21 protein-coding genes are annotated in these 25,398 nt (G+C 73.2%); 7 read left to right on the top strand and 14 right to left on the bottom strand.

The genetic code is table 11. The features are described from left to right. The first annotated feature begins 5 nt into the window (after positions 1-5). From AB0C87_RS27045 to AB0C87_RS27030, 4 genes are all read left to right on the top strand, one after another. Positions 6-824, top strand: a complete 819-nt coding sequence (locus AB0C87_RS27045) for a sugar phosphate isomerase/epimerase family protein (RefSeq protein ID WP_345182717.1) — start codon at positions 6-8, stop codon at positions 822-824. Continuing rightward, positions 821-2,140, top strand: a complete 1,320-nt coding sequence (locus AB0C87_RS27040; RefSeq protein ID WP_360580115.1) for a hypothetical protein — start codon at positions 821-823, stop codon at positions 2,138-2,140. Before AB0C87_RS27045 ends, AB0C87_RS27040 begins: the two co-directional genes overlap by 4 nt. An 85-nt stretch (positions 2,141-2,225) precedes the next feature. After that, positions 2,226-4,319 (top strand): PQQ-dependent sugar dehydrogenase, encoded by a 2,094-nt coding sequence (locus AB0C87_RS27035; RefSeq protein WP_345182719.1) that lies wholly within the window; start codon positions 2,226-2,228, stop codon positions 4,317-4,319. A 61-nt stretch (positions 4,320-4,380) separates the two neighbouring features. Then, complete coding sequence (locus AB0C87_RS27030) at positions 4,381-5,316, top strand: LamG-like jellyroll fold domain-containing protein (protein ID WP_345182720.1); 936 nt, start codon at positions 4,381-4,383, stop codon at positions 5,314-5,316. A 47-nt stretch (positions 5,317-5,363) separates the two neighbouring features. Here AB0C87_RS27030 and AB0C87_RS27025 read toward each other — a convergent pair whose 3' ends face one another. The 5 genes from AB0C87_RS27025 to AB0C87_RS27005 all read right to left on the bottom strand — a co-directional run bounded on the left by AB0C87_RS27025 (position 5,364) and on the right by AB0C87_RS27005 (position 11,023). Then, positions 5,364-6,296 (bottom strand): hypothetical protein, encoded by a 933-nt coding sequence (locus AB0C87_RS27025; RefSeq protein WP_360580113.1) that lies wholly within the window; start codon positions 6,294-6,296, stop codon positions 5,364-5,366. Positions 6,297-6,398: 102 nt separating this feature from the next. Further along, positions 6,399-7,463: a galactose-1-phosphate uridylyltransferase gene (gene galT, locus AB0C87_RS27020; RefSeq protein WP_345182722.1), complete on the bottom strand. Its 1,065-nt coding sequence runs from the start codon at positions 7,461-7,463 to the stop codon at positions 6,399-6,401. A 13-nt stretch (positions 7,464-7,476) separates the two neighbouring features. Beyond that, complete coding sequence (locus AB0C87_RS27015; RefSeq protein WP_345182723.1) at positions 7,477-8,130, bottom strand: ATP/GTP-binding protein; 654 nt, start codon at positions 8,128-8,130, stop codon at positions 7,477-7,479. Continuing rightward, complete coding sequence (locus AB0C87_RS27010) at positions 8,111-8,488, bottom strand: DUF742 domain-containing protein (protein ID WP_185027345.1); 378 nt, start codon at positions 8,486-8,488, stop codon at positions 8,111-8,113. The genes AB0C87_RS27015 and AB0C87_RS27010 overlap by 20 nt, the downstream gene beginning before the upstream one ends. A 6-nt stretch (positions 8,489-8,494) precedes the next feature. Further along, entirely contained in the window at positions 8,495-11,023 is a 2,529-nt protein-coding gene (locus tag AB0C87_RS27005) for a nitrate- and nitrite sensing domain-containing protein (protein WP_360580111.1), read from the bottom strand. Positions 11,024-11,312: 289 nt separating this feature from the next. Between AB0C87_RS27005 and AB0C87_RS27000 the strand changes: the two genes are divergently transcribed. Beyond that, positions 11,313-12,530 (top strand): ABC transporter substrate-binding protein, encoded by a 1,218-nt coding sequence (locus tag AB0C87_RS27000; protein WP_360580138.1) that lies wholly within the window; start codon positions 11,313-11,315, stop codon positions 12,528-12,530. A gap of 43 nt (positions 12,531-12,573) precedes the next feature. Here AB0C87_RS27000 and AB0C87_RS26995 read toward each other — a convergent pair whose 3' ends face one another. From AB0C87_RS26995 to AB0C87_RS26970, 6 genes are all read right to left on the bottom strand, one after another. Beyond that, positions 12,574-12,807 carry a hypothetical protein gene (locus tag AB0C87_RS26995; protein ID WP_185027349.1) on the bottom strand — a complete coding sequence of 78 codons (234 nt, stop codon included), beginning with the start codon at positions 12,805-12,807 and terminating at the stop codon, positions 12,574-12,576. A gap of 53 nt (positions 12,808-12,860) precedes the next feature. Then, a complete protein-coding gene (locus AB0C87_RS26990) occupies positions 12,861-13,940 on the bottom strand; it encodes a family 2 encapsulin nanocompartment cargo protein polyprenyl transferase (protein WP_345182726.1) in 1,080 nt (359 codons plus the stop codon). Positions 13,941-13,956: 16 nt separating this feature from the next. Then, positions 13,957-15,327, bottom strand: a complete 1,371-nt coding sequence (locus AB0C87_RS26985) for a family 2B encapsulin nanocompartment shell protein (protein ID WP_345182727.1) — start codon at positions 15,325-15,327, stop codon at positions 13,957-13,959. After that, on the bottom strand, positions 15,324-16,757 hold the full coding sequence (locus AB0C87_RS26980) for a family 2B encapsulin nanocompartment shell protein (protein WP_345182728.1): 1,434 nt from the start codon (positions 16,755-16,757) through the stop codon (positions 15,324-15,326). Before AB0C87_RS26980 ends, AB0C87_RS26985 begins: the two co-directional genes overlap by 4 nt. Positions 16,758-16,943: 186 nt before the next feature. After that, entirely contained in the window at positions 16,944-18,353 is a 1,410-nt protein-coding gene (locus tag AB0C87_RS26975; RefSeq protein WP_353831656.1) for an MFS transporter, read from the bottom strand. A gap of 98 nt (positions 18,354-18,451) precedes the next feature. Further along, positions 18,452-19,117: a hypothetical protein gene (locus tag AB0C87_RS26970; protein ID WP_360580109.1), complete on the bottom strand. Its 666-nt coding sequence runs from the start codon at positions 19,115-19,117 to the stop codon at positions 18,452-18,454. 292 nt (positions 19,118-19,409) lie between these two features. Here AB0C87_RS26970 and lpdA point away from each other — a divergent pair, with 292 nt between their 5' ends. After that, complete coding sequence (lpdA, locus tag AB0C87_RS26965; RefSeq protein WP_345182732.1) at positions 19,410-20,813, top strand: dihydrolipoyl dehydrogenase; 1,404 nt, start codon at positions 19,410-19,412, stop codon at positions 20,811-20,813. 66 nt (positions 20,814-20,879) lie between these two features. Here the strand turns inward: lpdA and AB0C87_RS26960 are convergent, their stop codons facing one another. Both AB0C87_RS26960 and AB0C87_RS26955 read right to left on the bottom strand, forming a co-directional pair. Next, positions 20,880-21,488, bottom strand: a complete 609-nt coding sequence (locus AB0C87_RS26960) for a hemerythrin domain-containing protein (RefSeq protein WP_360580107.1) — start codon at positions 21,486-21,488, stop codon at positions 20,880-20,882. Between the two features lie 87 nt (positions 21,489-21,575). Beyond that, positions 21,576-22,814 carry an FAD-dependent oxidoreductase gene (locus AB0C87_RS26955; RefSeq protein WP_360580106.1) on the bottom strand — a complete coding sequence of 413 codons (1,239 nt, stop codon included), beginning with the start codon at positions 22,812-22,814 and terminating at the stop codon, positions 21,576-21,578. A 133-nt stretch (positions 22,815-22,947) separates the two neighbouring features. On the opposite strand from AB0C87_RS26955, the gene AB0C87_RS26950 reads away from it, so the two are divergent. Beyond that, the gene (locus tag AB0C87_RS26950) at positions 22,948-24,480 is read left to right on the top strand and encodes a helix-turn-helix domain-containing protein (RefSeq protein WP_353831660.1); all 1,533 of its coding nucleotides are present in this window, start codon (positions 22,948-22,950) and stop codon (positions 24,478-24,480) included. A 20-nt stretch (positions 24,481-24,500) separates the two neighbouring features. Here AB0C87_RS26950 and AB0C87_RS26945 read toward each other — a convergent pair whose 3' ends face one another. Beyond that, a complete protein-coding gene (locus AB0C87_RS26945; RefSeq protein WP_345182737.1) occupies positions 24,501-25,160 on the bottom strand; it encodes a hypothetical protein in 660 nt (219 codons plus the stop codon). Positions 25,161-25,398 lie beyond the last annotated feature (238 nt).

The raw sequence follows: 25,398 nt of genomic DNA, 5'->3' as shown, positions 1-25,398 counted from the left end.
GGCGCGTGAAGAGGTTCAGCCTGAACCAGTGGACGACCAGGCACTGGCCCCTGGAGGAGCTGGCCGCCGGCTGCGCGTCCGCCGGGGTGACGGGTGTCGGGCTGTGGCGCGAGCCCGTCGCCGAGTACGGCCTGGCCCGCACCGGCGCGCTCATGCGCGACCACGGGCTGGCGGTCACGTCCCTGTGCCGGGGCGGCTTCTTCCAGGAGCCGGACGCGCTGGAGAACAACCGCCGCGCCGTCGAGGAGGCGGCCGAGCTGGGCGCGCCCTCCCTGTGCCTGGTCAGCGGCGGCCTTCCGGACGGGTCCCGCGACCTGGACGGGGCGCGCTCGCGCGTCGCCGACGTCCTGGCCGAGCTCGCGCCCTACGCGGGCGAGCACGGCGTCCAGCTCGCGATCGAGCCGCTGCACCCGATGTTCTGCTCGGACCGCTGCGTCGTCTCCACCCTCGGGCAGGCGCTCGACCTCGCGGCGCCCTTCCCGTCCTCCCAGGTGGGCGTCATGGTCGACACCTATCACCTGTGGTGGGACCCGGCGGTGTGGGACGGCATCGCCCGCGCGGGCGCCGAGGGCCGGATCTCGCTGTTCCAGGTCGCCGACTGGGTGACGCCGCTGCCCGAGGGCGTCCTCACCGGGCGCGGCATGCTCGGTGACGGGCGCATCGAGCTGCGCCGCTTCCGCGAGGCGGTGGACGCCACCGGCTACACCGGCCCGATCGAGGTGGAGATCTTCAACGACGCGCTGTGGGCCATGCCGGGCCCCGAGGCCCTCGCCCTGACGATGGCGCGTTACGAGGAACACGTCCTCAAGGAAGACGGGGCGTGACGTCCGCTCCGGCGCGCCCGCGCGCGTCCGGCCCCGGCGGGGGGCGGACGTGGCGGGCGGCGGCCGGGGCGTGGCTCGGGATCGGGACGGCGCCGGGCGCGCTCGTCCTCGGGGCGCAGGTCGGCGGGCGGCACGGCGGCGCGCTGCCCGTCCCGGTCCTGGTGGTCGGCGGGGCGGTCATGGCCGCGCTGCTCGCCGCGCAGGGACGTCTCGGCCTGCGGGAGCCGGCCGGCGAGAACGCCGGCATGGCCGACCTCGCGCCCCGCTACCTCCCCCCGGTCGCCGAGCGCGCCTTCACCGCCCTGCTCGCGGTCGCGATGGCCGGCTGGTTCGGGTTCAACGTCGGCCTCGGCGGGGCGGCCGCCGCGGCGCTCGGCGGAGTCCCGGACGCGGCCGGGGTCGCGGCGCTGACCGTCCCGACGGTCGCGGTGCTGGTGGCGGGCGGCGGGCGGTGGAACGCGGTCGCGGTCGCCACCACCCTCACCGCGGTCGCGCTGATCGGCATCGTCGCGGTGAGGCTCGCGCCGCCCGCGTCGCCGGTCTCGCTCTCCCGCGACGGGCCGCCGGGCGTCCTCGCCGCGGACCTCGCCGGGTACATCGGGTACGTGTCGGTGTTCGCCGTGCGGGCCCCCGACTTCACCGTCGGACTGCGCGGCCGCCGCGACCTCGCGGCCTGCGTCGCGCTGCTGGTCGTCCCCGCCCTGGCGGCCTCCGTCGTCGGGGCCGGGGTCGCGGCGGCCAGCGGCTCCACCGACGTGGTCGCGGTCCTCGCCGGGCCGGGCGGGCTGCCGGCCGCGAACCTGTTCGTCGCCGCGTCGGTCATCGCCCCGACCCTCGCCGCCGTCCACTCCGGCGCCCTCGCCGTCGACCGCTTCCTCCCCCGCCCCACCGTCCCGCGAGAGGATGCGGGTTCGGGGGACGGGAGGACGCTCGGCCGGTTCCGGCCGCGGGTGGAGGGGCGGCGGGTCGCGGCGGTGCTGGCGATCGCGGTGCCCGGGGCCGTGCTCGCGGCGCTGCGGGTCGACCGGATGCTGCTCGAATGGCTGACGGTGCTCGCGGCGGCGCTGCCGGCGCTCGTTCCGCCGATGGCGGCGGAGTTCGGGCGGAGGCGGCGCGGGCGCGCGGGACGGCCCGTGGCGACGTGGATCTGGGCGCCCGGTGCGGCGGTGGCCGTGGGGCTGACCCTGGCCGGGCACGCGGCCGCCGCCCCCGTCGGTCTCGTCGTCTCCACGGCCGCGACGCTGGTCCACGCGTGGTTCCCCCGGAGCGGTCGCGACGAGATGACCACATCCGGCTCGTCCGAAATTCGTCCTTGACGTCGGCCGAGCCCAGTCGTACCTTCTGGAAAGCGCTTCCAGAAAGCGCTTTCCTGCCACCGATCCCCACCCTAGGACGGCTGGAATGCGAAGTAAGCTCACCTGGTGTCTCCTCGCGATCGCGGCGCTGATGCTGCCGCTGCTCAGCGTGCCGCCCGCGGCGCTGGCCCGGGACGACGCCCCGATCCTCGACCCGATCCCCGAAGACCCCGCACCGTCCGGCCTCGGCCTCGTCCTCCAGGAGGTCGCGCAGCTGCCGAAGTCGACCCCGACGGGCACCCCCACCGACCCGCGGCTGCTGCGGTGGAACCGCATCAACTACGTCGGCGAGGTCCCCGACAACTCGGGGCGCCTGTACGTGCCGGACCTGAACGGCAACCTGTACATGCTCGACAAGAAGACCCGCACCCCCCACGTCTACCTGGACGTCGCCGCCACGTTCGCGCCCGACTTCTTCTCCCAGGCCGGACTCGGGCAGGGCTTCGGCTTCGTCGCGTTCCACCCTGACTTCCGGAAGAACGGGAAGTTCTACACCACGCACGTCGAGGCGGGCGAGGCGCTCAAGACCAAGACGCCCGACCTCACCGCGCAGCCGAAGACCGGCTACCACGGCGTCGTCGACGAGTGGACGGCCAAGGACCCGAAGGCCGGCACCTTCTCCGGGACGCACCGCGAGATCCTGCGCATCGGGTTCGCCGGGCGCATCCACAACCTCCAGCAGATCGACTTCAACCCGAACGCCCGTCCCGGCGACGCCGACTACGGCAAGCTCTACCTGTCGGTCGGCGACGGCGGCAACGGCAACGTCGGCGACAACGGCGGCGACCCGCAGAACCTCGGCGTGCCGCAGGGCAAGATCCTGCGGATCGACCCCGCCGGGAAGAACAGTGCCAACGGCAAGTACGGCGTTCCGGCCGACAACCCGTTCGCCGGGCAGGCGGGCAAGCTCGGCGAGATCTACGCCTACGGCATGCGCGACCCGCACCGGTTCAGCTGGGACACCGGCGGCACCCACCGGCTGTTCCTCGCGCACATCGGCGAGCACGAGATCGAGTCGATCCACGAGCTCTACCCCGGCGCGAACATCGGGTGGAGCGAGCGGGAGGGCGCGTTCACGTTCCGCAAGGACGACCGCTGCCACCTCTACCCGCTGCCGGCCGACGACGCCAAGTACGACTACGAGTACCCGCTCGCGGCCTACGACCACGACCCGCCCGCCGACTGGAACTGCTCCAGCGACGTCGGCCGCGCCATCTCCGGCGGCTACGTGTACCGCGGTGCGAAGCTGCCCGCACTGCGCGGCAAGTACCTGTTCACCGACATCGTGAGCGGCCGGCTCATGTACACCGAAGAGTCGGAGATGAAGCACGACTCGACCGGCACCAACCGCGCCCAGATCTACGACCTGGCGGCCTTCGACACCTCCGGCAAGCCCGTCACGATGCAGCAGCTGGCCGGCGACCAGCGCGTCGACCTGCGGTACGGCTCGGACGGCAAGGGCGAGCCGTACCTGCTCGCCAAGGCCAACGGCAAGATCTGGAAGGTCGTCGGGACGAAGCGGGTCGCGGCCGGCGCGGCCGGTCCGGTCCGCGTCGGGAACGCGATGGGCGCCGAGAACTGGACGCCCGTCACGCCGTCCAAGTGGCAGTTCCCTGGCGACCAGGTGGTCCTGGCCGAGGCCGGGGTGCAGCGCCCGGGTCCGCGCCGCCCGTTCGAGTACGCGGTGCTGAACAAGGGCCCCGCCCTCACCTCGGCGCGGATCGACGCGGAGGTGCGGCTGGACACTCCGGTGTCGGTCAGCAACCGGGACGTGATCGTCGTCTTCGGCTACCAGGACGACACGCACTTCTACTACGCCCACCTGTCCAGCGACAACACCATCTACCCGCACAACGGGATCTTCCTGGTGAACGGCGCCGACCGGCTGCGCATCGACCAGCAGTGGAACGCCACCCGGTCGCACGGCGCCCCGCCGGCCATCACCGACGAGGCGTGGCACCGCGTCCGGGTGGACCGCCGGGCGGACACCGGTGAGATCGCCGTGTACGTGGACGGGGCGTCCAAGCCCGTCTTCACGGCCCTCGACAAGACCCTCGGCTCCGGCCGGGTGGGCTTCGGCTCGTTCGACAACATCGGCCGGCTCCGCGACCTGACGGTCCGCGGAACCCCGGCGCAGTAACGGCCTCCTCCGGGCGGGCGCCGCGAGCCTGCGCCCGCCCGGAGGGCCCCAAGGAGTCGACATGATGATTCGCCGCGGCACCGCCGCACTCACCACCGCACTGCTGGGCGCGTCGCTGTGCGTCGCCGCAGCCCCGGCCGACGCCTCGACCGGCGGCGTCTTCCCGCCGCTCCGGCAGAACCTGATCTCCTACTACGACTTCGAGCACCCCGTCCCGGGCGACCCGTCCCGCGAGGCCGACAGCGGACGCTCCGGAACGACGATCAACCTCATCAACGGCGGCGCGGCCATGCGGGTGCGGGACGGCGAGCGCCGGCACGCCATCCAGCTCGGGCAGGTCAACCCGTCCGCGAAGGGCAACGACGACTGGAAGGCGGGGCTCTACTCCGCGTCCGGCGTCCCGTCCCTGCACGCGTTCAGCTCCGCCAAGGGCGCGACCCTCGCGGGCTGGTTCAAGATGACCGGGACGAACCCGAGCCCCAACACCGAGACGTCCAACCCGAGCGACGTCTACAACGCGGTCGGCCTGTCCGGCCTGCTCACCGGCGACTCCGACGGCCACGCCGTGCGCGCCCTGCTGGAGATCATCGAGGTCTCCGGCAAGCTCCACGTCGTCGCGCTGGGCCGCCGCGTGGACGGCTCGAAGTCGCAGACGTTCGCGGCGAGCGAGGACTGGCAGAGCATCCTCCCCCAGAACACCTGGGTGCACCTCGCCGCGACGTTCGACTACGACACCGGCGAGATGGCGCTCTACAAGGACGGGCGGCCGCTGGACGGCTTCTACACCACGGCCGGGGACCCGTGGGGCCTCGAAGGCGCCCCCGAGCCCGACGTCACGTCCGCCACGGACCCCCGCGGCATCAAGATCGGCGGCAGCTACCCGCAGAACACCGCGGAGAAGAACCCCTGCAACTGCCGCATGGACGGCCTGATGTTCCTCGACCGCCCCCTCACCCCGAAGGAAGCGGCCATCCAGTACAAGTTCGCCAACCGCTGACCTCCCACCCCCACCGCCGGCGTCCTACGGGCGCCGGCGGTGCCTTTTCATGTGCGGAGGCAGGCCGTGTAGAGGGCGGTGTCCGTGGCGGCCAGGAGGGTGCCGTCGGGGGCCAGGGACAGGTCGTTGGCGGGGGCCGGGAGCCTGACGCGGTGGGACGGGGCCGGGGAGGCGGCGTTCCAGGCGAGGAGGGTGTCGGGAGCGTCCTGGAGAGCGGCGGCCACCAGGAGGTGTCCGTCGACCAGGGCCGCGGCCACATGGTCGCAGGGGGCCGGAGTGGACAGGGTCGCGAGGCGGTCGCCGTCGAGGCCGTGCACGCCCAGGCCCTCAGGGGCCGGGTAGAGGAGCACGAGGCCGTCCGGGGACGGGGTGAGGGCCGTGGCGGGGGGCAGGGACGCGGACGGGGCGCGCGACGGGGCCGTGGCGATCTCCTCGCCGCGTTCGAGGTCGAGGAGCGTGACCGCGGAGTCGCCGGTCAGGCCGGTGATGGGACCCGTGGCGGGCGTCGCGTGCAGGAGCCGGCGGCCGATCGCGCTGCGATGGCCGAGCCAGAGGTGGAAGCTCGCGAGGCGGTCGCCCGTGAGCGCGTCCCACACGGCGACCTCGGCGTCGTTCGCGGGGCCGAAGACGGCCACGACGGCGCCGCGGCCGTGGTGGACGGTGAGGCCGACCAGGTCGGGCTGGGCGTCCAGGGTGAGTTCGCGGCCCGTGCCGAGGTCGTGGACGTGGAGGCGGTCGCGGTGCGTCCAGGCGACGGTCGGGGACCCGGCGGGGAGCCCGAACGCCCAGTCGGCCCGGTCGGCCGGGAAGTCGGGGATCGGCGGGCCGAGCGGCGCGCCGGCCGCCAGGTCCCACGCCTGGCCGATGTTCACTCCCTGCCCGACGCGGGAGGCGAACGCGAGCGACGGGCGCTCGGCGGTGGCGGCGACGCCGTCGAAGGACCCCCGCGCCAACGGGTCCGCCAGCACGCTTTCCGGCATGCGTCGGAGCGTAGGCCACGCGGCGGAGATCGTTCCAGACAGTCGCGAAATCGGGAGGGTCAAGCCCGAGTCAACCGGGCGGGAGTGGACGGCGGGCGCGCGTCAGCCGAGGGCGCGCAGGCGCGCGGCGACGTCCTCCGGCGGGACGTCGTTGATCCAGGCGGCCATGCCCGACTCCGAGCCCGCCAGGTATTTGATCTTGTCGGCGGCGCGCCGGATCGAGAACAGCTCCAGGTGCAGGCGGAGCAGCTCGCGGCCCTCGCCGACGGGCGCCTGGTGCCAGCCCGCGACGTAGGGCAGCGGGGCCTCGTAGAGGGCGTCGCAGCGGCGCAGCAGGTCGCGGTAGAGGACGGCCAGCTCGTCGCGCTCCCCCGCGTCGAGGGCGGCCATGTCGGGGACGTGGCGGTGCGGCGTCAGGTGCACCTCGACCGGCCAGCGGGCGGCGGCGGGGACGTAGGCCGTCCAGTGCTCGCCGGCCAGCACGACGCGGCCGCCGGCGCGCTCGGCCTTCAGGACGTCGCCGAACAGGTCGGGGTTCGCGGACGCGGACGCCAGCATCCGCTCGGTGCGGGGGGTGAGGAACGGGTAGGCGTAGATCTGGCCGTGCGGGTGGTGCAGGGTCACGCCGATCTCGACGCCGCGGTTCTCGAACGCGAAGACCTGCGCGACGCCGGGGATCGCCGACAGCTCGGCGGTGCGGTCGGCCCACGCGTCGACGACCGTCCGGACGCGGGAGACGGGCAGCTGCGCCATCGAGGCGGAGTGGTCGTCGGTGAAGCACACGACCTCGCAGCGCCCGGCGCCGCGGGACCGTTCCACCCCGTCGATCGAGCCCGCGCCGTCGACCGAGCCCGGCACCGGCGGGGTGCGGACGTCGAAGGACGGGAAGCGGTTCTCGAACACGGCGACGTCGTAGGACGGGTCGGGGATCTCCGAGGCCGGGCCGCCGGGGCACAGCGGGCACTGGTCGGCGGGCGGCAGGAACGTCCGCGTGTTGCGGTGCCTGGTGATCGTGACGTGGTCGCCGGTCAGCGGGTCGCGGCGGACCTCGCACACCGGCTCGACCGGCGGCAGGCCGCGCGGGTCCGCGACGGGGGCCCGGCCGGGGGCCTCGTCGTAGTAGACGATCTCGCGGCCGTCCGAGAGCCGCGCGCGTGTCCGGTTCATCTCGTCCGGCAGCCTACAGCGCCGGGGCGTCCGCCCGCGTCGTCTTCTCGTGCACCGTCAGCAGGTACTTGACCAGCGCCGTCAGCACCTCCTTGCCGGACGTGCGCTCCCGTACGTCGCACATCACGACCGGGGTCCCCTCGCTGAGGTCGAGCGCCTCCCGGATCTCGTCGGGCGTGTAGTCGTAGCCGTCGTCGAAGCGGTTCACCGCGATGACGAACGGCAGGCCCCGGTTCTCGAAGTAGTCGACGGCGGGGAAGCAGTCCGAGAGGCGGCGGGTGTCGGCGAGCACGACCGCGCCGAGCGCCCCGAAGGACAGCTCGTCCCACATGAACCAGAACCGGTCCTGGCCGGGCGTGCCGAACAGGTAGAGCACGAGGCCGTCGCGGATCGTGATGCGGCCGAAGTCCATCGCGACAGTGGTGGTGGTCTTCTGCTCGACGCCCTCGGTGTCGTCGACGCCGACGCCCCGGTCGGTGAGCAGCTCCTCGGTCTGCAGCGGGCGGATCTCGCTGACGGAGCCGACGAGCGTCGTCTTGCCGACGCCGAAGCCCCCGGCGACGAGGATCTTCACCGCGACCGGGGTCGCCGGGCCGACCCCCTCCGGGGACGGCCCCGCGCTCCCTCCGGCGGCCGCACCGGCGTTCTCAGAGGGCTTGAAGACCATGGAGCACTTCCCTCAGCAGACGTTCCTTGGAGAGCGCGCTCTCCTGTTGGGGACGGGTGGCGGTGATCAGTCTGTGGTGGAGCAGATCGCCGAGCAGCACCCGCACGACGACGAGCGGCAGCCCGACCCGCGCCGCGACCTCGGCCACCGGCAGCGGTTGCAGGCACATCTCCAGAATGTCGAGATGCTCGGGACCGATGCCGGGTGAGCCCGACCGCGGCCGCGCCGCGGTCGAGATTATCGTGATCATGTCGAAGGCCTCGCCGGTCGCGGGCCTGGCGCGCCCGCGGGTGAGCGCGTACGACCGCACGATCGGGCCGGCCTCGTCATCGAGCCATTCGCTGCCAGGACCGGTCATGGTCCGTCACGATTCCTCGGTGTCGAGGGACTCGGCGCGGCCGCGCCGGGTGCCCTGCTGGATGGACGACATCATCGACCGCAGCTGCTCGGGCGACCGGTCGGCGCGGGCGGAGGGCGCGGGAGCGGCCGGCGCGGAGTTCTCCTCCCGCAGCTGCGAAGCCATGTTCTCCTGCCTGACCCGCTTCGGCAGCGAGGGCCGGTCGGCGCCGGGCGACTTGCCCGGGGGCCGGCGCCGCACCTCGCGGGGCGAGCGCGGCACGCTCGGCGGGGGCGGCGACGGCGCGGGCTCGGCCTCGGGCGGCGGGTCGCCCCACGGCGACGGGGCCGCCCGGGGCGTCGGCGCCGGGCCCTGGATCGGCTCCTCGAACACCGGGAGGGGCCCGGTCAGCGCGTCCGCCTCCGCGAGCGGCTCCCCGGGCGCGGGCACGGGGGTGGCCGGGGGGATGAACGGGCGGGCGGGCTGGGCGAGCGGCTCCCGCGGCGGAGGGGGCGCCGGGGACGGGGCCGCGGACGGGGCGGCGTGCCGTCCGGACGGCAGGTGCAGCACGGAGCCGCCCTCGCCCAGGACCGGCTGGGGGCCGCTGCGGACGCTCGCGCCGCCGTTCACGACCGTGCCGACGGGGACGAGGGCGTCCTCGGCGCGGCGGGTGGTCAGAGCGGGTGCGCTGTGCACCGGTGCGCCCTCGTCGGGGACGACGAGCTCCTCGGGCAGCAGCACGATCGCGGTCATGCCGCCGTAGGGGGACGTCCGCAGGGTGACCTTGATGTTGTGCCGGCGGGCCAGCCGGCCGACGACGAACAGGCCGAGCTGCGCGCTGTCGGACAGGTCGAACTCGGCGGCGGTGGCGAGCCGCTCGTTGGCGGCGGCGAGGCTGGGCTCGTCCATGCTGAGGCCGCGGTCCTCGACCTCCAGCGTGAAGCCGTGCGAGACGGCCTGCCCGTGCACCTGGACGGTCGTGTGCGGCGGCGAGAACGTCGCGGCGTTCTCGATCAGCTCGGCGAGCAGGTGGATGACGTCGGCGACGGCCGGGCCGACGATGGCGGCGCGGGTCATCGGGGCGACGTTGACGCGGGTGTAGTCCTCGACCTCGGACGCGGCGGCGCGGGCGACGTCCACGATCGCGACGGGGCTGCGCCAGCCGCGGCCGGGCGCCTGCCCGGACAGGATGATCAGGCCCTCGGCGTGCCGGCGCATGCGGGTGGCGAGGTGGTCGACCCGGAACAGGTCCTCCAGGTCGTCGGGGGTCTCGATGCGCCGCTCCATCGAGTCCAGCAGCTTGAGCTGGCGGTGCAGCAGCGTCTGGCTGCGGCGGGCGAGGTTCACGAACACGTCGCTGACGTTGCGGCGCAGCGTCGCCTCCTCGACGGCGCTCTGGATCGCGGTGCGGCGGGCGGCGTTGAACGCCTCGCCGACCTGGTCGATCTCGCGGGTGCCGAACGCCAGCGGCGGCGCCTCGGCGGCCACGTCGACCTCCTCGCCGAGGCGCAGCCGGCGGATCACGCCGGGCAGCCGGACGTCGGCCAGGTCGATCGCCTCGCGGCGCAGCCCGCGCAGCTCGCGGATGATGGACCGGGCGACCCAGACCGCGAGGACGAGGGTGGCGACGACCGCGACCAGTCCGAGCGCGCCCGCGAGGACGACGCGGGTGATGATGCCCTCGGAGATCGGCTGGGCGCGCTTCTCGGCGCCCGCCGACACCGACAGTTCGAGCCCGCGGAGCCGGGTGAGGTTGGAGTCGGCGGTGGTCTTCCACAGCGCCCCGGCGGCGCCGGTGGCGTTGACCAGCCGGGGGGAGGCGACGAAGCGGTCCTCCAGCGCGCGAAGCCGGCCGTACTCGGGCATGCCGACGATGCGCTCGTAGTAGGACTGGTCGGGCGAGCGCAGCTCGGCCGCCGTGTAGGTGTAGAGGGTGCGCTGGGTGCCGACGAGCTTGACGTACTGGGCGTGCTCGCCGGGCGTGATCCTGCCGGCGGCGAGGGCGCCCGCCAGCAGCGCGTCCTCCTGCGCGAGGACCTCGCGGGCCCGGGTCAGCGACGCCTCGTTGCGGGCGTCCTTGGCGACCTCGGAGTTGTCCAGCGTCGCGAGGGAGCCCTGGAGCGCGCCGACGTCGCCGAGCAGGGCCGTGTAGTCGGCGAACGCGCGGGCCCGGTCCAGGCGGCCGGCGTCGATGGCGCGGCGCCGGTCCGCCAGGCCGTCCAGCTCGGTGAGGATCTTGCCCGCGATGCGCTGGGCGTCCTCCGGCGCGGCGCCGTCGACGGCCTCGGCCTCGGCGAGCTTGCGGAACAGGTCGGCCTGCCGGTCGGTGACCAGGCGGCCGGACTCCATGGCGGCGCGGTCGCCCTCCGCGCGGCCGCCGAGGTACACCATCGACAGCCGGCGTTCGGCCTGCAGGGCGCTGCCGAGCGCGCCCGACGGGTAGCCGTAGTGGTCCTGGACGGTCTTGACGTGGCGGAGGTTGAGCCCCTCGCCGAGCGCGATGCTCGCGGCGAACGCCCACAGGACGCCCAGGGAGACCACCGAGACGGTGACCATCAGGACGACCTTGAAGCGGATGGAGCGGAAACGCGCGGCCTTGGGAGCCCGCCGGTGTCCGGCGGACGAGTCCGTTGTGCGGCCTCGAATTGGCACTGCGGCAGAACCTTCACTCGATCGGACGACTGACATCGACTGGTCTGGACGGCTGGCATCGATTGCGTGCGGAGCGGCTCACGCGGAACGCAGGAGAGCCTAGGGCGGTCCGCCGCCATGTGTCGACAGTTTCCAGTTCATCACGTTTTGTGGCGGCGGACAGCCCAAAATACCCCTACGATGCCTCAGCGTGATGGCTCGTACCCCAGAAGCGACGACGACCGTGCGCTCACCCGCCCGCGTCCGCCGGACCCTGCTCGCCACGGGGGCGCTGGTCGCGGCGGTGCTGACCGGCGCCTGCAGCGGCGACTCCGGCGGGACCGCCGCGCCGCCAGACGTCCCGATGCTGCAGGAACTCGGCACCCCGGAAGGCCGGCTCGACCTCGTCGCCTGGGCCGGATACGCCGAGAACGGCTCGAACGACCCGAAGGTCGACTGGGTCAAGCCGTTCACGAAGGCGACCGGCTGCAAGGTGTACACGAAGGTCGCCGACACCTCCGACTCGATGGTCGCGCTCATGAAGACGGGGCGGTACGACGGCGTGTCGGCGTCCGGCGACGCGAGCCTGCGGCTCATCTACGGCGGGACGGTCGCACCCGTCAACACCGGCCTGATCAGCAGCTGGGACGACATCGCCAAGTACCTGAAGAACCAGCCGTACAACTCCGCCGCCGGGCGGATGTACGGCGTCCCGCACGGCTACGGCGCCAACATGCTGATGTATCGTACGGACAAGATCACGCAGCGTCCGACGTCGTGGAGCGTGGTGTGGGACAAGGAGTCCCCCGCCGCCGGGCACGTCGTCGCCTACGACTCCCCCATCTACATCGCGGACGCCGCGCTGTACCTGAAGACGCACCGCCCCGAACTGAAGATCAACGACGTCTACGAGCTGGACGAGAAGCAGTTCGACGCCGCGGTGAACCTGCTCAAGCAGCAGCGCCCGAACGTGAACCAGTACTGGGCGAACTACCTGGACGAACTCCAGTCGTTCAAGAGCGGCTACAACTACGCCGGCACCGCCTGGCAGGTGACCGCGAACCTGGCCATGGCCGAGAAGGCGCCGGTCGCCACGACGATCCCCGACGAGGGGGCGACCGGCTGGTCCGACACCTGGATGATCTCCTCGAAGGCCCAGCATCCGACCTGCATGTACAAGTGGATGAACTGGATCACCATGCCCAAGGTGCAGGCGGAGGTCGCGCAGTGGTTCGGCGAGGCGCCCGCCAACCCCAAGGCGTGCAGGTACACCGCCAAGGGCTTCTGCTCGACCTACCACGTCGGCGACCCGGAGTTCTACAAGCGACTGGCGTTCTGGAAGACCCCCGTGAAGGAATGCGGGGACGACCGCGGCAGCAAATGCGTGGACTACTCCCGCTGGGCGCAGGCCTGGACGCAGATCAAGGGCTGACCCGCGCCTGACCAGGGGACCCGTACTGACCGCCGGCCGCACGTCAGGGCCAGCGGTACTCCGCGCCTGCGGACGGGACGTGGTGGGGCAGGTAGCACTTGGTCGTGACGTGCTCGTCCTTGCAGTCGAGGCACAGGTAGGTGCGGTGGCCGCGCAGGCCGCGGCCCCGCCTGTCGCAGGGCGGGCAGACGCACGGCGACCAGCCGACGATGACCCGGCCCGGGTCGAGCCGGTGCCCGGCCGGGCACAGGAACGGGACGTGTTCGGGAGCCTGCACGACTCCACACCCTACTCGAACATCTGATCGATCCAGAAGGGCCCCGGTGGGGGTCAGCGGTCGCGGTGGGTCATCAGGCGGGCGAGCGCCCGCAGTTCGGCGTCGGCGGCCGGGGCGACTCCGGCGGCGTCGAGGTCGGCGAGGGCGTCGGTGAGGAGTTCGTCGGCGCGGGCGGCGGCCCAGGCGCGCCCGCCCGCCGCGTCGACGAGACCGGCGGCGAGGACCGCCTCCTCGTCGGTGAGCGGCTCCTCGCGCAGGTAGAGGGCGGCGAGGTCGCCGCCGGCGGCGCTGCCCGAGGTGAGGGCCGCGACGACGGGCAGCGACTTCTTCCGGCGGCGCAGGTCGGCGTGGACGGGCTTGCCGGTGACCGCCGGCTCGCCCCAGATGCCGAGCAGGTCGTCGACGAGCTGGAAGGCCAGGCCGAGGCGCTCGCCGAAGACGCGCAGCCGGGAGACCTGCCCGGCGGTGCCGCCGCCGTACACGGCGCCGAGCGCGCACGACGCGCCGAGCAGCGCGCCGGTCTTGCCGGCGGCCATGGCCAGGCACTCGTCGAGCGTGACGTCGGCGCGCTCCTCGAAGGCCAGGTCGGCGCGCTGGCCCTCGACCAGTTCCAGCACGGCCCGGGCGAGGATGCGCACGCCGCGGGCGACCACCGCGGAGGGCTCCTCGGCGAGGAGCTCGTAGGCGGCGGCGAGGAGGGCGTCCCCGGACAGGATGGCGGCGTTCGCGCCGAAGACCGCCCACGCGGTGGGGCGGTGCCGGCGGGTGAGGTCGCCGTCCATCACGTCGTCGTGCATGAGGGAGAAGTTGTGCGCGAGCTCGACCGCCACGGCGGCCGGCAGGGCGGCCTGGACCGTCCCGCCGACCGCCTCCGCGGCCAGCAGCGTCAGCGCGGGCCGGATCGCCTTGCCGCCCGCCCCGGCGGCAGGGCGGCCGCGCTCGTCGCGCCAGCCGAAGTGGAAGCCCGCGGTGGAGCGCGACGCCTCCGGCATGGCCTCGACCACGTGGCGCAGCGCGGGGTCGAGCAGGCGGCGGCTCCAGGTGAGCACCTCCGCCGCCGTCCGGGGGCGGAGCCGCGGCTCCGTCCGATGGTCGCAGCCGACCACGGCCGGGTCGTCACTCCAGGCGGGCATGGCGGGTCCCCTCTCGTCAGCGGGCGATCTCGACGTTCTCCAGGACGCCGAGGGCGTCGGGGACCAGCACGGCGGCCGAGTGGTAGGCGCTGACGAGGTAGGTCAGCAGCCCCTTGTCGTCGATACCGGTGAAACGGACCGTGAGGCCCGGCCGGACCTCGCCCTCCAGCCCGGTGCGGTGCAGGCCGACGACGCCCTGGTCGTCCTCGCCGGTGCGCAGCGCGAGGATCGAGCTGGTCCCGGTCGGGGAGATCGGGATCTTGTCGCAGGGGAGGATCGGGACGCCGCGCCAGGCGTGCGCGCGGCGGCCCTCGACCTCGACGGGCGCGGGGTACACGCCGCGCCGCGTGCACTCCCGGCCGATCGCCGCGATCGTCTTCGGGTGGGCGAGGAAGAACCGGGTCTTGCGGCGCCGCGCCAGCAGCTCGTCCATGTCGGCGGGGGTCGGCGGGCCCCCGAGGGTCTGGATGCGCTGGCGCAGGTCGGCATTGTGCAGCAGGCCGAAGTCGCGGTTGTTGACCAGTTCGTGCTCCTGGCGCTCCCTGATCTCCTCGATCGTCAGCCTGAGCTGCTGCTCGACCTGGTCCATCGGATCGCTGTAGAGGTCGGCGACCCGGGAGTGGACGCGCAGGACCGTCTGGGTGACGGCCAGCTCGTACTCGCGGGGCGAGGCCTCGTAGTCGACGAACGTGCTCGGCAGGACGGGTTCGCCGCCGTGCCCGGACGCCACCTCGATCGCCGCCTCGCCGTGCCTGGTCCGCGGCGGGGCGGGCGCGGCCCGGTACTCCTCCAGGTGCGCGCGCAGCGCCTCGGACCGCTCGGTCAGCTCCTCGACCGCCTGCCGCGGCAGCGACAGGACGATCACGGGGGTGAGCGCGCGGAACGTGTGCGCCCACTCCGCCGGCTCGCCGAGCAGGGCCTCGGCGCCGAAGAACCCGCCGCCGTCGCGGACGCCGACCCTGCCGGCGGCGTCGTAGGCGCCGGGGACGCTCTCCTCGACCTTGCCGTGGGCGATCAGGTGGACCGCGTCGAGGGGCCCGCCCGACTCCGCGATCACCTCGCCGGGCCGGTACTCGCGCTGCTCGAACCGCGCGGCGAGGGCGTCGAGGATCTCGGGGTCGGACAGGCCGCGCAGCGGCGGCAGCTCGGCGAGCTCGGGCGGGACGACCCGGATCGCCGCGCCGTCGTTGACGAACGTCACGAGCCCGTCGCCGAGCCGGTAGGTGAGCCGGCGGTTCACCCGGTAGGCGCCGCCGGCGGCCTCCACCCACGGCAGCCGCGACAGCAGCCACCGCGGGGTGATGCCCTGCGTCTGCGGAACGGTCTTGGTCGTCGAGGCGAGGTTGCGTGCGGCGCGGGTGGAGAGGGCCAGCCGTTCCTCCGTCACGCGCCGGCACCGCCGTGCGCGACCTCGACCGACTCCAGCATGCCGAGCGCGTCGGGCACCAGGACGGCCGCCGAGTAGTACGCGCTGACCAGGTAGTTGAGGAGCGCCTTGTCGTCGATGCCCATGTACCGGACCGACAGCCCCGGCTGGTACTCGTCCGGCAGGCCGACCTGGTGGAGCCCGACGACGCCCTGCGCCGCCTCGCCGGTCCGCATCAGCAGGATCGAGCTGGTCAGCGTCGGCGAGACCGGGATCTTGTTGCACGGGAAGATGGGCACGCCGCGCCAGCCGGGCACCTTGTGGCCGCCGACGTCGACGCTGTCGGGGTAGATGCCGCGGGCGCTGCACTCGCGGCCGAACGCGGCGATCGCCTTCGGGTGCGCGAGGAAGAACGCCGGGTCCTTCCAGACGAGGGTGAGCAGATCGTCCATGTCGTCGGGCGTGGGCGGGCCGGAGCGGGTGTGGATGCGCTGCGACAGGTCGGTGTTGTGCAGCAGGCCGAAGTCGCGGTTGTTGACGATCTCCTGCTCCTGGCGCTCGCGCAGCGCCTCGATGGTCAGCCTGAGCTGCTGCTCGATCTGGTCCATCGGCTGGTTGTAGAGGTCGGCGACGCGGGTGTGGACGCGCAGCACGGTCTGCGCGACGCTCAGCTCGTACTCGCGGGGGGACGCCTCGTAGTCGACGAACGTGCTCGGCAGGACGGGTTCGCCGGCGTGCCCGGACACCACCTCGATCGCCGCCTCGCCGTGCGCGTTGTGCGCGCGGCGCGGGCTCGCCCGGTACTCCTCCAGGTGGGCCTGGAGGGAGGAGGACTGGCCGAGCGTCTCCTGGAAGTCGGCCTGGCTCATGCTGAGGATCGTGCAGGTGGTCACCGCCTTGACGGTGTGCTCCCACGTCGGCGGCTCCTGTCCCTCCTCGGTCCCGAGGAGGGCCTGCTCGCCGAAGAAGTCGCCGTTGGCGAGCGTCCCGAGGACGGCGTCGGAGCCGTACTCGCCCGCGCCGATCCTGCTGAGCTTGCCGTGCGCGACGAGGACGACGCGGTCGACGGGGCGGCCCCGCTCGACGACGACGTCGCCGGGCGCGTACTCCTGCTGGGTGAAGCGCCCCGCGATGGCGTCCAGGGTCAGGTCGTCGTCGTAGCCGCGCAGCGGGGCCAGCTCGCCGAGCTCGCGCGGGATGACGCGGACGTCGGCGCCGGTCGTCACGAACGTGACCCGGCCGTCGCCCAGCGTGTAGGTGAGCCGCCGGTTGACGCGGTAGGTGCCGCCGGACGCCTGCACCCAGGGAAGCAGCTTCAGCAGCCACCGCGACGTGATGCCCTGCATCTGCGGGACGGTCTTGGTCGTGGTCGCCAGGTTCCGCGCGGCCGCGGTGCTCAGGCTGTGCTGGTGGTCCTGTTGCTGCTGTTCCTGAAGCTGCTGTTCCGTCACGTCCACACCACCGATTCGTCGTGGTCTTGCGGGGAAGTTGCGGCCTTTGGCCACCCGTGACGCTACAGACGGTAATGAGACGGTCGCAAGGAGCCATTGGCAGCACCTCTGATTTGCCCTCGCGCCACACAACTCGCACCCGGGCGCGATATCGGCTGCTCAGCCGGAGGGCGTGGGGCAGATCACTCAGCCGCGCCGCGCCCCGGAGCCCACCGGTTCCGGGGCGTTCTCCTCCCCGGCCCGGTCGATCGGCACCCCGGCCGTCTCCGGGATCTTGATGATCGGCAGCAGCGCGACCAGGGCGACGATCATCAGGTAGTAGGCCGGGACGAAGTTGGAGCCCGTGGCGTCGATCAGCGAGCCCACGAGCACGGCCGCCGTCCCGCCGAACAGGGACGTCGAGATGTTGTAGCCGATCGCGAAGGCCCCGTACCGCACCTTCGTCGGGAACATCGCCGGGAACGTCGCGCCGATCACCGCCAGCATCAGCACCAGCAGCCCGCCGATGACCGCGTAGCCGACCGCGACCCCGGCCGGGTCGTGGGTCTGCATGAGCGCGAACGCCGGCCAGGACAGCACGAGGAACCCGACCGCGGTGGCGATCAGCAGCGGCTTGCGGCCGATCCGGTCCGACAGCGCGCCGAGCGGCAGGATCACCGTCATCATCGCCGCCTCCACGCCGATCGTGGTGAGCTGCGACGTGGTGTCGTTCATGTCCAGGAAGTCGACCAGGTAGGAGGGCATGAACGTCAGCAGCGTGTAGACCGCGACGTTCAGCAGGATCACGATCCCGATGAGCCTCAGGATGGTGCGCCAGTGGTACTCCACGGTCTCCTTGAGCGGCGACCGCGCCTTCCGGCCCTCCGCCTCCATGTGCTGGAACGTCGGGGTGTCCTCGATCCGCGTCCGGACGTAGAGCCCGACGGCGCCGAGCGGCAGCGCGATCAGGAACGGGATGCGCCAGCCCCACCCCTGCATCGCGCTCTCGCTGAGGGACAGGTCGATGAGCAGCACGAGCCCGGCGCCCAGGATGTAGCCGCCGAGGGTGCCGAACTCCAGGAACGCCCCGTAGAACCCGCGCCGGTTCGTGGGCGCGTACTCGGCGATCATCGTGGCGGCGCCGCCGTACTCGCCGCCCGTCGAGAAGCCCTGGACGAGCCGGACGCCGAGCAGCAGCAGCGGCGCGGCGATCCCGATCGTGGCGTAGCCGGGCAGGACGCCGATCACGAACGTCGAGCCCGACATCAGGATGATGGTGGCGGCCAGGATCCGCTTGCGGCCGAGCCGGTCCCCCATCGGACCGAAGAACATGCCGCCGAACGGGCGGGCGAGGAACGCCGCCGCGACCAGCGCGAACGAGCGCAGCGTGGCGCTGCCGCCCGCGTCCTCGGGGAAGAACACCGTGCCGATGATCGAGGTCATCACGCCGGCGCTGAACACGCCGAAGTCGAACCACTCGATGCAGTTGCCCATCGCCGAGGCGATCACGGCCTTGCGGACGGCGCCCTCGCCGGGCCCGGCGCCCTCGGGCGGTCCCGCGCCCTCGCCGCCGCGTCCCGGATCCGCTCCCCGCCGCGCGTTCGTCGAGTCGTCCACGGCATGCCCCTGCCCGAAGATCAGCAAAAGTAACGGGGGGTTGGGGCTCCGATGACTCTGCGGCAGGAGGCCTGCTCAGGCCCCTGGATGAGCCCCGGTCAGGCCTTGCGGGACCGCCGGCGGGGCGTCCGCGCGGTGTCCTCGTCCTCGTCGGCGCCGCCGAGGACGTCGTCCGGCAGCGCGGGCAGGACGGTGGTGCGCAGCGGGTCGCCGTCCAGGGGACCGGCTGCGGGGGGCGGGGTCTCGTCCCGTCCGGGAAGCTCATCGGTGGACAGGGGGTCGCCGGTGACCTCAGGGGCTTCGGCGTTCTCGGGGTCTTCGGCGGCCTGCGGGTCGTCCGGCAGCTCGTTGGTGCTCAGCGGGTCGCCGTCCAGCAGCTCGTCGATGGACACGGTGGCCTGCGGGTCGTCCGGCGCGTCCAGCAGGTCGTCCTCGGGGATGGAGACGAGCGCCTGCGTCTCCTGCGCACCGCGCGTGATCACACCGCTGGCGAGGACGGTGTTGCGGTGCCGCAGCGCACCGTTCTCGCGGAGCAGGTTGTCGATGTCGGAGCGGGCGCGGGCGACGCGGCGGCTCATCCGCAGGTGCACGACGAGGCCCCCGGCGGCGGCGCCGAGGACGAACCCGGCGACGGGCAGGCCGACGGCCGACGGCGCGAGCGTGGCGACCAGCGCGACGACGACCAGCGCGACGACCACCGCGAGCGCGAGCAGGTGCTCTTCCACCCAGTCCAGGACGGTGTTGACGCGCTTGGGGATCCTCACTCGCCTTCTCCTCCACTCGGCTCGGAACGGGGACAACGACCGGGCCGAGGCGTGATGTTCCAGCGCCGCGGCTCCGCCGTTCCAGGGGACGCCGCCGGGCTCCGCGGCCGGGACGGCTCCGGGCTCGCGCCCCTGCGCGCCGCCCTGTCAGTCGACGGGCTCCCACGGATCGTGATCGGAGGGAGACCTTGCCGAAACCCTAACAGGACGTGACGGCCGCGTCCGACCCGGCGCCCCGCGTGCGCTCCGCCAGGATGCGAACACATGGCCGTGGCGAATATCGTCCTTGGATATGAGCGAACACTTTGACGTCGTGGTCCTGGGCGCGGGCCCGGGTGGATATGTCGCCGCGATCCGGGCGGCGCAGCTTGGGCTGAAGACGGCGATCATCGAGGAGAGGTACTGGGGCGGGGTGTGCCTCAACGTCGGCTGCATCCCCTCGAAGGCGCTGCTGCGCAACGCCGAGCTGGCGCACATCTTCACCCACGAGCAGAAGACGTTCGGGATCAACGTCGAGGGCAGCGTGTCCTTCGACTACGGCGTCGCCTACGAGCGCAGCCGCCAGGTGTCGGACAAGCTCGTCAAGGGCGTCCAGTTCCTGATGAAGAAGAACAAGATCACGTCCTACGACGGGCGGGGCACGTTCACCGACCCGAACACCCTCCAGGTGGCCAGGCAGGACGGGTCGAGCGAGACGGTCACGTTCGACAACTGCATCATCGCGGCCGGGGCGCACACCAAGCTGCTGCCGGGCACGTCGCTGTCGGAGCGCGTGGTCACCTACGAGGAGCAGATCCTCAGCTCCGAGCTGCCGGACAGCATCGTCATCGCGGGCGCCGGCGCGATCGGCGTCGAGTTCGCCTACGTGCTGCACAACTACGGGGTGAAGGTCACGATCGTCGAGTTCCTCGACCGGATGGTCCCGAACGAGGACGCCGACGTGTCGAAGGAGCTGGCCAAGCGCTACCGCAAGCTCGGCGTGGACGTCCTCACCTCGACCCGGGTCGACGCGATCGACGACTCCGGCGAGAAGGTCAAGGTCACCGTCACCGGCAAGGACGGCGCACAGCAGGTGCTGGAGGCCGACAAGGTGCTCCAGGCGATCGGGTTCCAGCCGAACGTCGAGGGCTACGGGCTGGAGAAGACCGGCGTCGCGCTGACCGACCGCGGCGCGATCGACGTGGACGGCCGCTGCCGCACGTCCGTCCCGCACATCTACGCCATCGGCGACGTCACCGCGAAGCTGATGCTCGCGCACGCCGCCGAGGCCATGGGCATCGTCGCGGCCGAGACCATCGGCGACGCCGAGACGATGGAGCTCGACTACGTGATGATCCCCCGCGCCACCTACTGCCAGCCGCAGGTCGCCTCGTTCGGCTGGACGGAGGCGCAGGCGAAGGAGCAGGGCTTCGAGGTCAAGACCGCGAAGTTCCCGTTCAGCGCCAACGGCAAGGCGCTCGGCCTCGGCGAGGGCGACGGCTTCGTCAAGGTGATCAGCGACGCGAAGTACGGGGAGATCCTCGGCGCGCACATGATCGGCCCCGAGGTGACCGAGCTGCTGCCCGAGCTGACCCTGGCGCAGCAGTGGGACCTCACCGTCAACGAGGTCGCGCGCAACGTGCACGCCCACCCCTCCCTGGGCGAGGCCATGAAGGAGGCCGTGCACGGCCTGGCCGGGCACATGATCAACCTCTGATCCGCGGGACGGCACGAGGCCGCCGCCACGGTCCGTCCGTGGCGGCGGCCTCGCCGTCTCCGCCGGTCAGGCCGCCGGCCAGCGCTGCAGCGCCCGGTAGGCGGGCTGCCACTGCGTCTCGAACGCGGTGCGGGCGGGCTCCGGCAGGACGGACAGCGTGGCCGCGGCCGTCGCGTCGTCCACTCCGTCCAGGAGCCACGGCAGCACGCGCGGCGCGTTCGGGCCGACGTGGCGGCCGTGGACCTGGCCGAAGTTCTGGAACTGCTCCGCCTTCAGGGTGGCGTCGATCAGCGGGATCGCCTCCTTCTCCTCGTGCGCGAGGTGCGCGGTGAGGGCGGTGGCGAGGGCGTCGACGATCTCACCGACGGGCTCGGCGCCGGTGTCGACGGCCTCGATGAGGGGGTCGACGGCGGCGTGCTCGGCCTCCATCGCGTCCAGCAGCGCCAGGTCGTCGGCGCGGCCGGCGAGGGTCTCCCGGACGACCGGCCAGAGCGCCTCGTCCTCGGCGGTGTGGTGGGCGTGCAGGGACAGTTTGAACAGCTCCCACCCCGCCGCCGCGGCCAGCAGGCGGCGGGGGTCGTCGGCCTCGCGCGCGGTCACCTCGGCGAGGTGCTCCAGCTCCCTCCTCAGCGCGTCGTGCATGACGTACATCAGGGTCCAGTCATATTCGCTCATCGCTCCTCCTTCTTCACCGCACTGACGGAGCGGCCGGAGGAAAGGTGACGGCGAGAGGCGACGGCCCGGGGCGGAGAGCGCGGATCGTCAGCGGAGCGGGTCGAACGGGTCCAGCTCGCCCGGACGGCGCCCGGTGGCGATCATCTCCGCGAGGAGGCTCCCGGTGGCCGGTCCGAGCGTGATGCCCCACATGCCGTGGCCGCCCGCGGCGAAGACCCGCGGCGACCGGGTGGCGCCGATCAGCGGGAGGCCGTCGCGGGTGCAGGGGCGCGACCCGACCCACTCGTCCTGCCGGGCGCCGAGGTCGGCGCCGCGCAGCAGCGGGCGCGCGGCCTCGACGATCGCCCGGATCCGGCGCGGGTCGAGCGGCGCCTCGGGACGGCGGAACTCCATCATCCCGGCGACGCGGAGCCGGTCGCCGAGCGGTGTGCAGGCGACCCGCTGCGCGGGGAAGTACACCGGCGCGTCGGGGACCCGCTCCATCGGCACGCTGAAGCTGTACCCGCGACCCGCCTGGACGAGCGCGCCGACGCCGAACCGCCGGGCGAGGTCGCCGAGCCACACGCCGCTCGCCAGCACCACCGCGTCGAACGTCTCGAAGTCGCTGCCGCCCGTGCGGACCGCCACGCCGCCCGGCTCGTCGCGGACGTCCGTCACGTCCGCACCCGCACGGATCTTGCCGCCGCGGTCGCGGACGGAGTCGGCGAGCGCGTGCACGAACACGCCCGGGTTGATGAACCGCTGGCCGCGCAGCAGGATCGCCGCGCCGATCTCGTCGGAGAGGGCGGGCTCCACCCCGCGCGCCTCGTCGCCGGTCAGGACCTCGAACTCCAGCTCCTGCCCGGCGGCGCGGATGTGCTCGATCTCCTCCAGCAGGACGCGCCGCTCCCCCTCCGTCCGGTACGCGGCGAGGAACGACCCGGCCTCGCTCGTCTCCGCGCGGACGCCGCCGTCCAGCAGGGCGTCGAAGCTCGGCAGCGCCCGGCCGTTGATCGGCACCAGCGCCTCCATCGCGCGCCGCCACCGCGCGGCCGTGCTGTTGCGGGCGAAGCCCGCGAGGAACCGCAGCAGGCGCGGGTTCGCGCTCGGCGGGACGTAGACCGGCGAGGACGGGCTGAGCACCGCGCGCACGCCGTAGGAGAGGACGGCCGGTTCGGGCAGCGGGGTCGCCAGCCCGGGGGTCAGCCACCCGGCGTTGCCCCAGGACGCTCCGGCCGCGACGTCCCGCCGGTCGAAGACGGTGACGTCGTCGCCGTGCTCCTGCAGGAACCATGCCGTGGACAGACCGACCATCCCGGCCCCCACGACGGCGACTCGGCGCGCCATGGCCTCTCCTCTCCTCGTGAAACGTGTCACCTCGATGGTGAGGCGTCCGCGAGCCGATGCCCCTGTCGAGTTCGGCCAATCAGGAGGCCCACCATGGTGCGAAGCGCACAATGGAGGGAAGGAGGCAGATCGAATGATCAGCGTGAGCGGCCTGGTCGACGCGCTGGGCCCGGGGCTGCTGCGCCTGGTCGCCCCCGGCCGGGACGCGCAGGTGCACGACGTCGTCCTGGCCGAGCCCGGCGAGGCCGCCGGGCAGCCGGGAGAGATCGTCCTCGGCGCCGGCGTGACCGGCCCGGCCGGCGCCGTCGCGCTCCTGGAACGCGCCGACGCGGCGGGGGCGAGCGGCGTGGTGCTCAAGTCGCCCCTCGCCGGGGCCGCCGAGGTGGCCGCCGCCGCGCGCCGCCTGGCCCCGGCCCTCGTCGAACTCCAGCGGGACGCGTCCTGGACGCACGTCATCTGGCTGGTCCGCGGCGCCGTCGACCGCGCCCACGCCCCGCTCCCCGGGCCGTCCGGCCCGCAGGACGACCTGTTCGCCCTGGCCGACACGGCGGCGGAGATCGCCGACGCCCCGGTGACGCTGGAGGACGCGCGCTCCCGCGTCCTCGCCTACTCGGGCCGCCAGGACAGCACCGACCCGGCCCGCGTCTCCACGATCGTCGGCCGCCGCGTCCCACCGCAGGTCATCGCCCACCTGCGGGCCTCGGGAGTGTTCCGCAAGCTGGCCCGGTCGAGCGACCCGGTCCTCGTCCCCGCGGGCCCGGACGGAATGCTGCCCCGCCTCGTCATCCCGGTCCGCGCCGGCGGCGAATGGCTCGGCTCGATCTGGGTGGTGGCGCGCACGGCGGTTCCCCCCGACCGGGTCCGGCGCCTGGCCGACCTGGCCTCCGTCCTGGCCCTGCACCTGCTCCGCCTCCGAGCCGAGGCCGGCGTCGCGCGCCGCGTCACGGCGGACGAGGTGCGCGCCGCGCTCCAGGACGGCTCCCGGCCCGTCCCGGCTCCCCCGCCCTGGCGCGTGGTCGCGCTCGGCGACCAGGCCGGGACCGACGACGTCCGCCGCCGCCTCGACCTCTGGGACGCGATCACCCGCCGCTACGGCTGGCGCCGCCCCCTCCTCACCGACCTCGCCGGCACGATCTTCGCGGTCCTGAGCGAGCCCGGCCGCGACACCGCCGAATCCGGGACGACGCCCTGGCTGCGCCACGTCCTCACCCGCGTCCGCGCCCACGACCGCACCCTGTACGCGGCGGCGGGCGGCCTCGCCCGCTCCCCCGCCGACCTCCCCCGCTCCCGCGCCGAGGCGTCCGAACTCGCGGCCCTGGTCGGCTCCGGCGGCCTCGCCCCCGGGGCCGTCCTCCTGGAGGACGCCTGGGACGAGGTGGTCGTCGAACGCGCCCGCAAGGCGGTCGGCGCCGACCTGCTGGGCGGCCCCCTCCCCGCCCTCCGCGCCCACGACGAGAAGCACGGAACGTCCTACCTCCCGACCCTCGCCGCGTGGCTGGACCACTACGGCGACACCAAAGGCACGGCCCAGGCCCTGGCCGTCCACCCCAACACCCTCCGCCACCGCCTGCGCCGCATGACCGAGACAACCCCGCTCGACCTCACGAGGCCCCAGACCCGCCTGGCCCTCCGCCTCCAACTCGCCGCCCTGGGAGTTCGGCCATAGCCCGCGGCGCCCGCCGTTCCTCAGCCGACGGCGCGTTCCGCGTAGGGGCGCAAGGCCTTGCGCAGCTTGGCCGCGTCCGGCGGCTGCCCGATGGAGGCCCGGTCGTCGAGCTTGACGCTCCCTGGGCACGCCGCGTCGCCGGGCACCGTGAAGCGGCCCAGCGGCCTGGCGGTCTTCGCCTCGTAGATCTCGAAGACGTAGGAGGCCTTCAGGAGCGAGATCTTGGTCGTGCCCAGCGCCCCGGTGCGCTCCGACAGCTGCCAGTCCAGCCGCGCAACGGCTTCGGGGACGTACTCGCAGACCCGGGTCTCCCGTCCCGTGTCCTGGTAGCCACAGGCGACGAGCTGGACCTTGGGCTTCGCGCCGGCGTCGCTCCCCCCGTCGTCCGCCGTCCAGCGGGCGGGAAGCTCGTCGGCGTCCTCACCGGTGTTGGCGTTCACGTACAGCAGCCTCACGGCGTGCGGGCCGTTGCCCCGGTAAGGTTCGGCGACCTCTTTGAAATACGTGTCGCCCCGCGCCTTGCCGACCGGTTCCCGGGGGCAGAACAGGTTCACGGTGTCCGGGGAGGGCGGCTCCGGGGGAGGCGGATCGGCCAGCATGCCGACCACGCCGATACCACCGAAGATCACGACGATGCCGATGCCGAACGTCCACCATGCGATCCGATCCGACCTTCGCATGCCACGATTCTGAACGATCGCCCCGCACGCCTCCACCAGATCGCGCCCCGGCGCCTCCGGCACGCCGAGCGGCCAGAGCCGAACGAGCACTGACGATCGGCATGGAACCGCCGGCATCGGACTCGCCCGCCTGGGATAAGGCGATATTCCCCGACATGGGGGAGAAGAATTTCTCCGGCACAAAGGTCGACCACGGGACGCTCGACTTCACCGAGTCTCGCGGATCGCCATTCCTCCC

This window comes from Actinomadura sp. NPDC048021, assembly GCF_040653135.1.
GTDB classification, from domain to species: Bacteria; Actinomycetota; Actinomycetes; order Streptosporangiales; family Streptosporangiaceae; genus Spirillospora; species Spirillospora verrucosospora.
This window is presented reverse-complemented; position numbering and strand designations above follow the sequence as displayed.

Excerpts from the sequence above, each read along its gene's own strand:
- AB0C87_RS27035 (WP_345182719.1), top strand. The coding sequence starts at position 2,226 with ATGCGAAGTAAGCTCACCTGGTGTCTCCTCGCGATCGCGGCGCTGATG.
- AB0C87_RS27030 (WP_345182720.1), top strand. The coding sequence starts at position 4,381 with ATGATGATTCGCCGCGGCACCGCCGCACTCACCACCGCACTGCTGGGC.
- AB0C87_RS27025 (WP_360580113.1), bottom strand. The coding sequence starts at position 6,296 with ATGCCGGAAAGCGTGCTGGCGGACCCGTTGGCGCGGGGGTCCTTCGAC.
- galT (WP_345182722.1), bottom strand. The coding sequence starts at position 7,463 with ATGAACCGGACACGCGCGCGGCTCTCGGACGGCCGCGAGATCGTCTAC.
- AB0C87_RS27015 (WP_345182723.1), bottom strand. The coding sequence starts at position 8,130 with ATGGTCTTCAAGCCCTCTGAGAACGCCGGTGCGGCCGCCGGAGGGAGC.
- AB0C87_RS27010 (WP_185027345.1), bottom strand. The coding sequence starts at position 8,488 with ATGACCGGTCCTGGCAGCGAATGGCTCGATGACGAGGCCGGCCCGATC.
- AB0C87_RS27005 (WP_360580111.1), bottom strand. The coding sequence starts at position 11,023 with ATGGTCACCGTCTCGGTGGTCTCCCTGGGCGTCCTGTGGGCGTTCGCC.
- AB0C87_RS27000 (WP_360580138.1), top strand. The coding sequence starts at position 11,313 with ATGGCTCGTACCCCAGAAGCGACGACGACCGTGCGCTCACCCGCCCGC.
- AB0C87_RS26990 (WP_345182726.1), bottom strand. The coding sequence starts at position 13,940 with ATGCCCGCCTGGAGTGACGACCCGGCCGTGGTCGGCTGCGACCATCGG.
- lpdA (WP_345182732.1), top strand. The coding sequence starts at position 19,410 with ATGAGCGAACACTTTGACGTCGTGGTCCTGGGCGCGGGCCCGGGTGGA.
- AB0C87_RS26960 (WP_360580107.1), bottom strand. The coding sequence starts at position 21,488 with ATGAGCGAATATGACTGGACCCTGATGTACGTCATGCACGACGCGCTG.
- AB0C87_RS26955 (WP_360580106.1), bottom strand. The coding sequence starts at position 22,814 with ATGGCGCGCCGAGTCGCCGTCGTGGGGGCCGGGATGGTCGGTCTGTCC.
- AB0C87_RS26950 (WP_353831660.1), top strand. The coding sequence starts at position 22,948 with ATGATCAGCGTGAGCGGCCTGGTCGACGCGCTGGGCCCGGGGCTGCTG.
- AB0C87_RS26945 (WP_345182737.1), bottom strand. The coding sequence starts at position 25,160 with ATGCGAAGGTCGGATCGGATCGCATGGTGGACGTTCGGCATCGGCATC.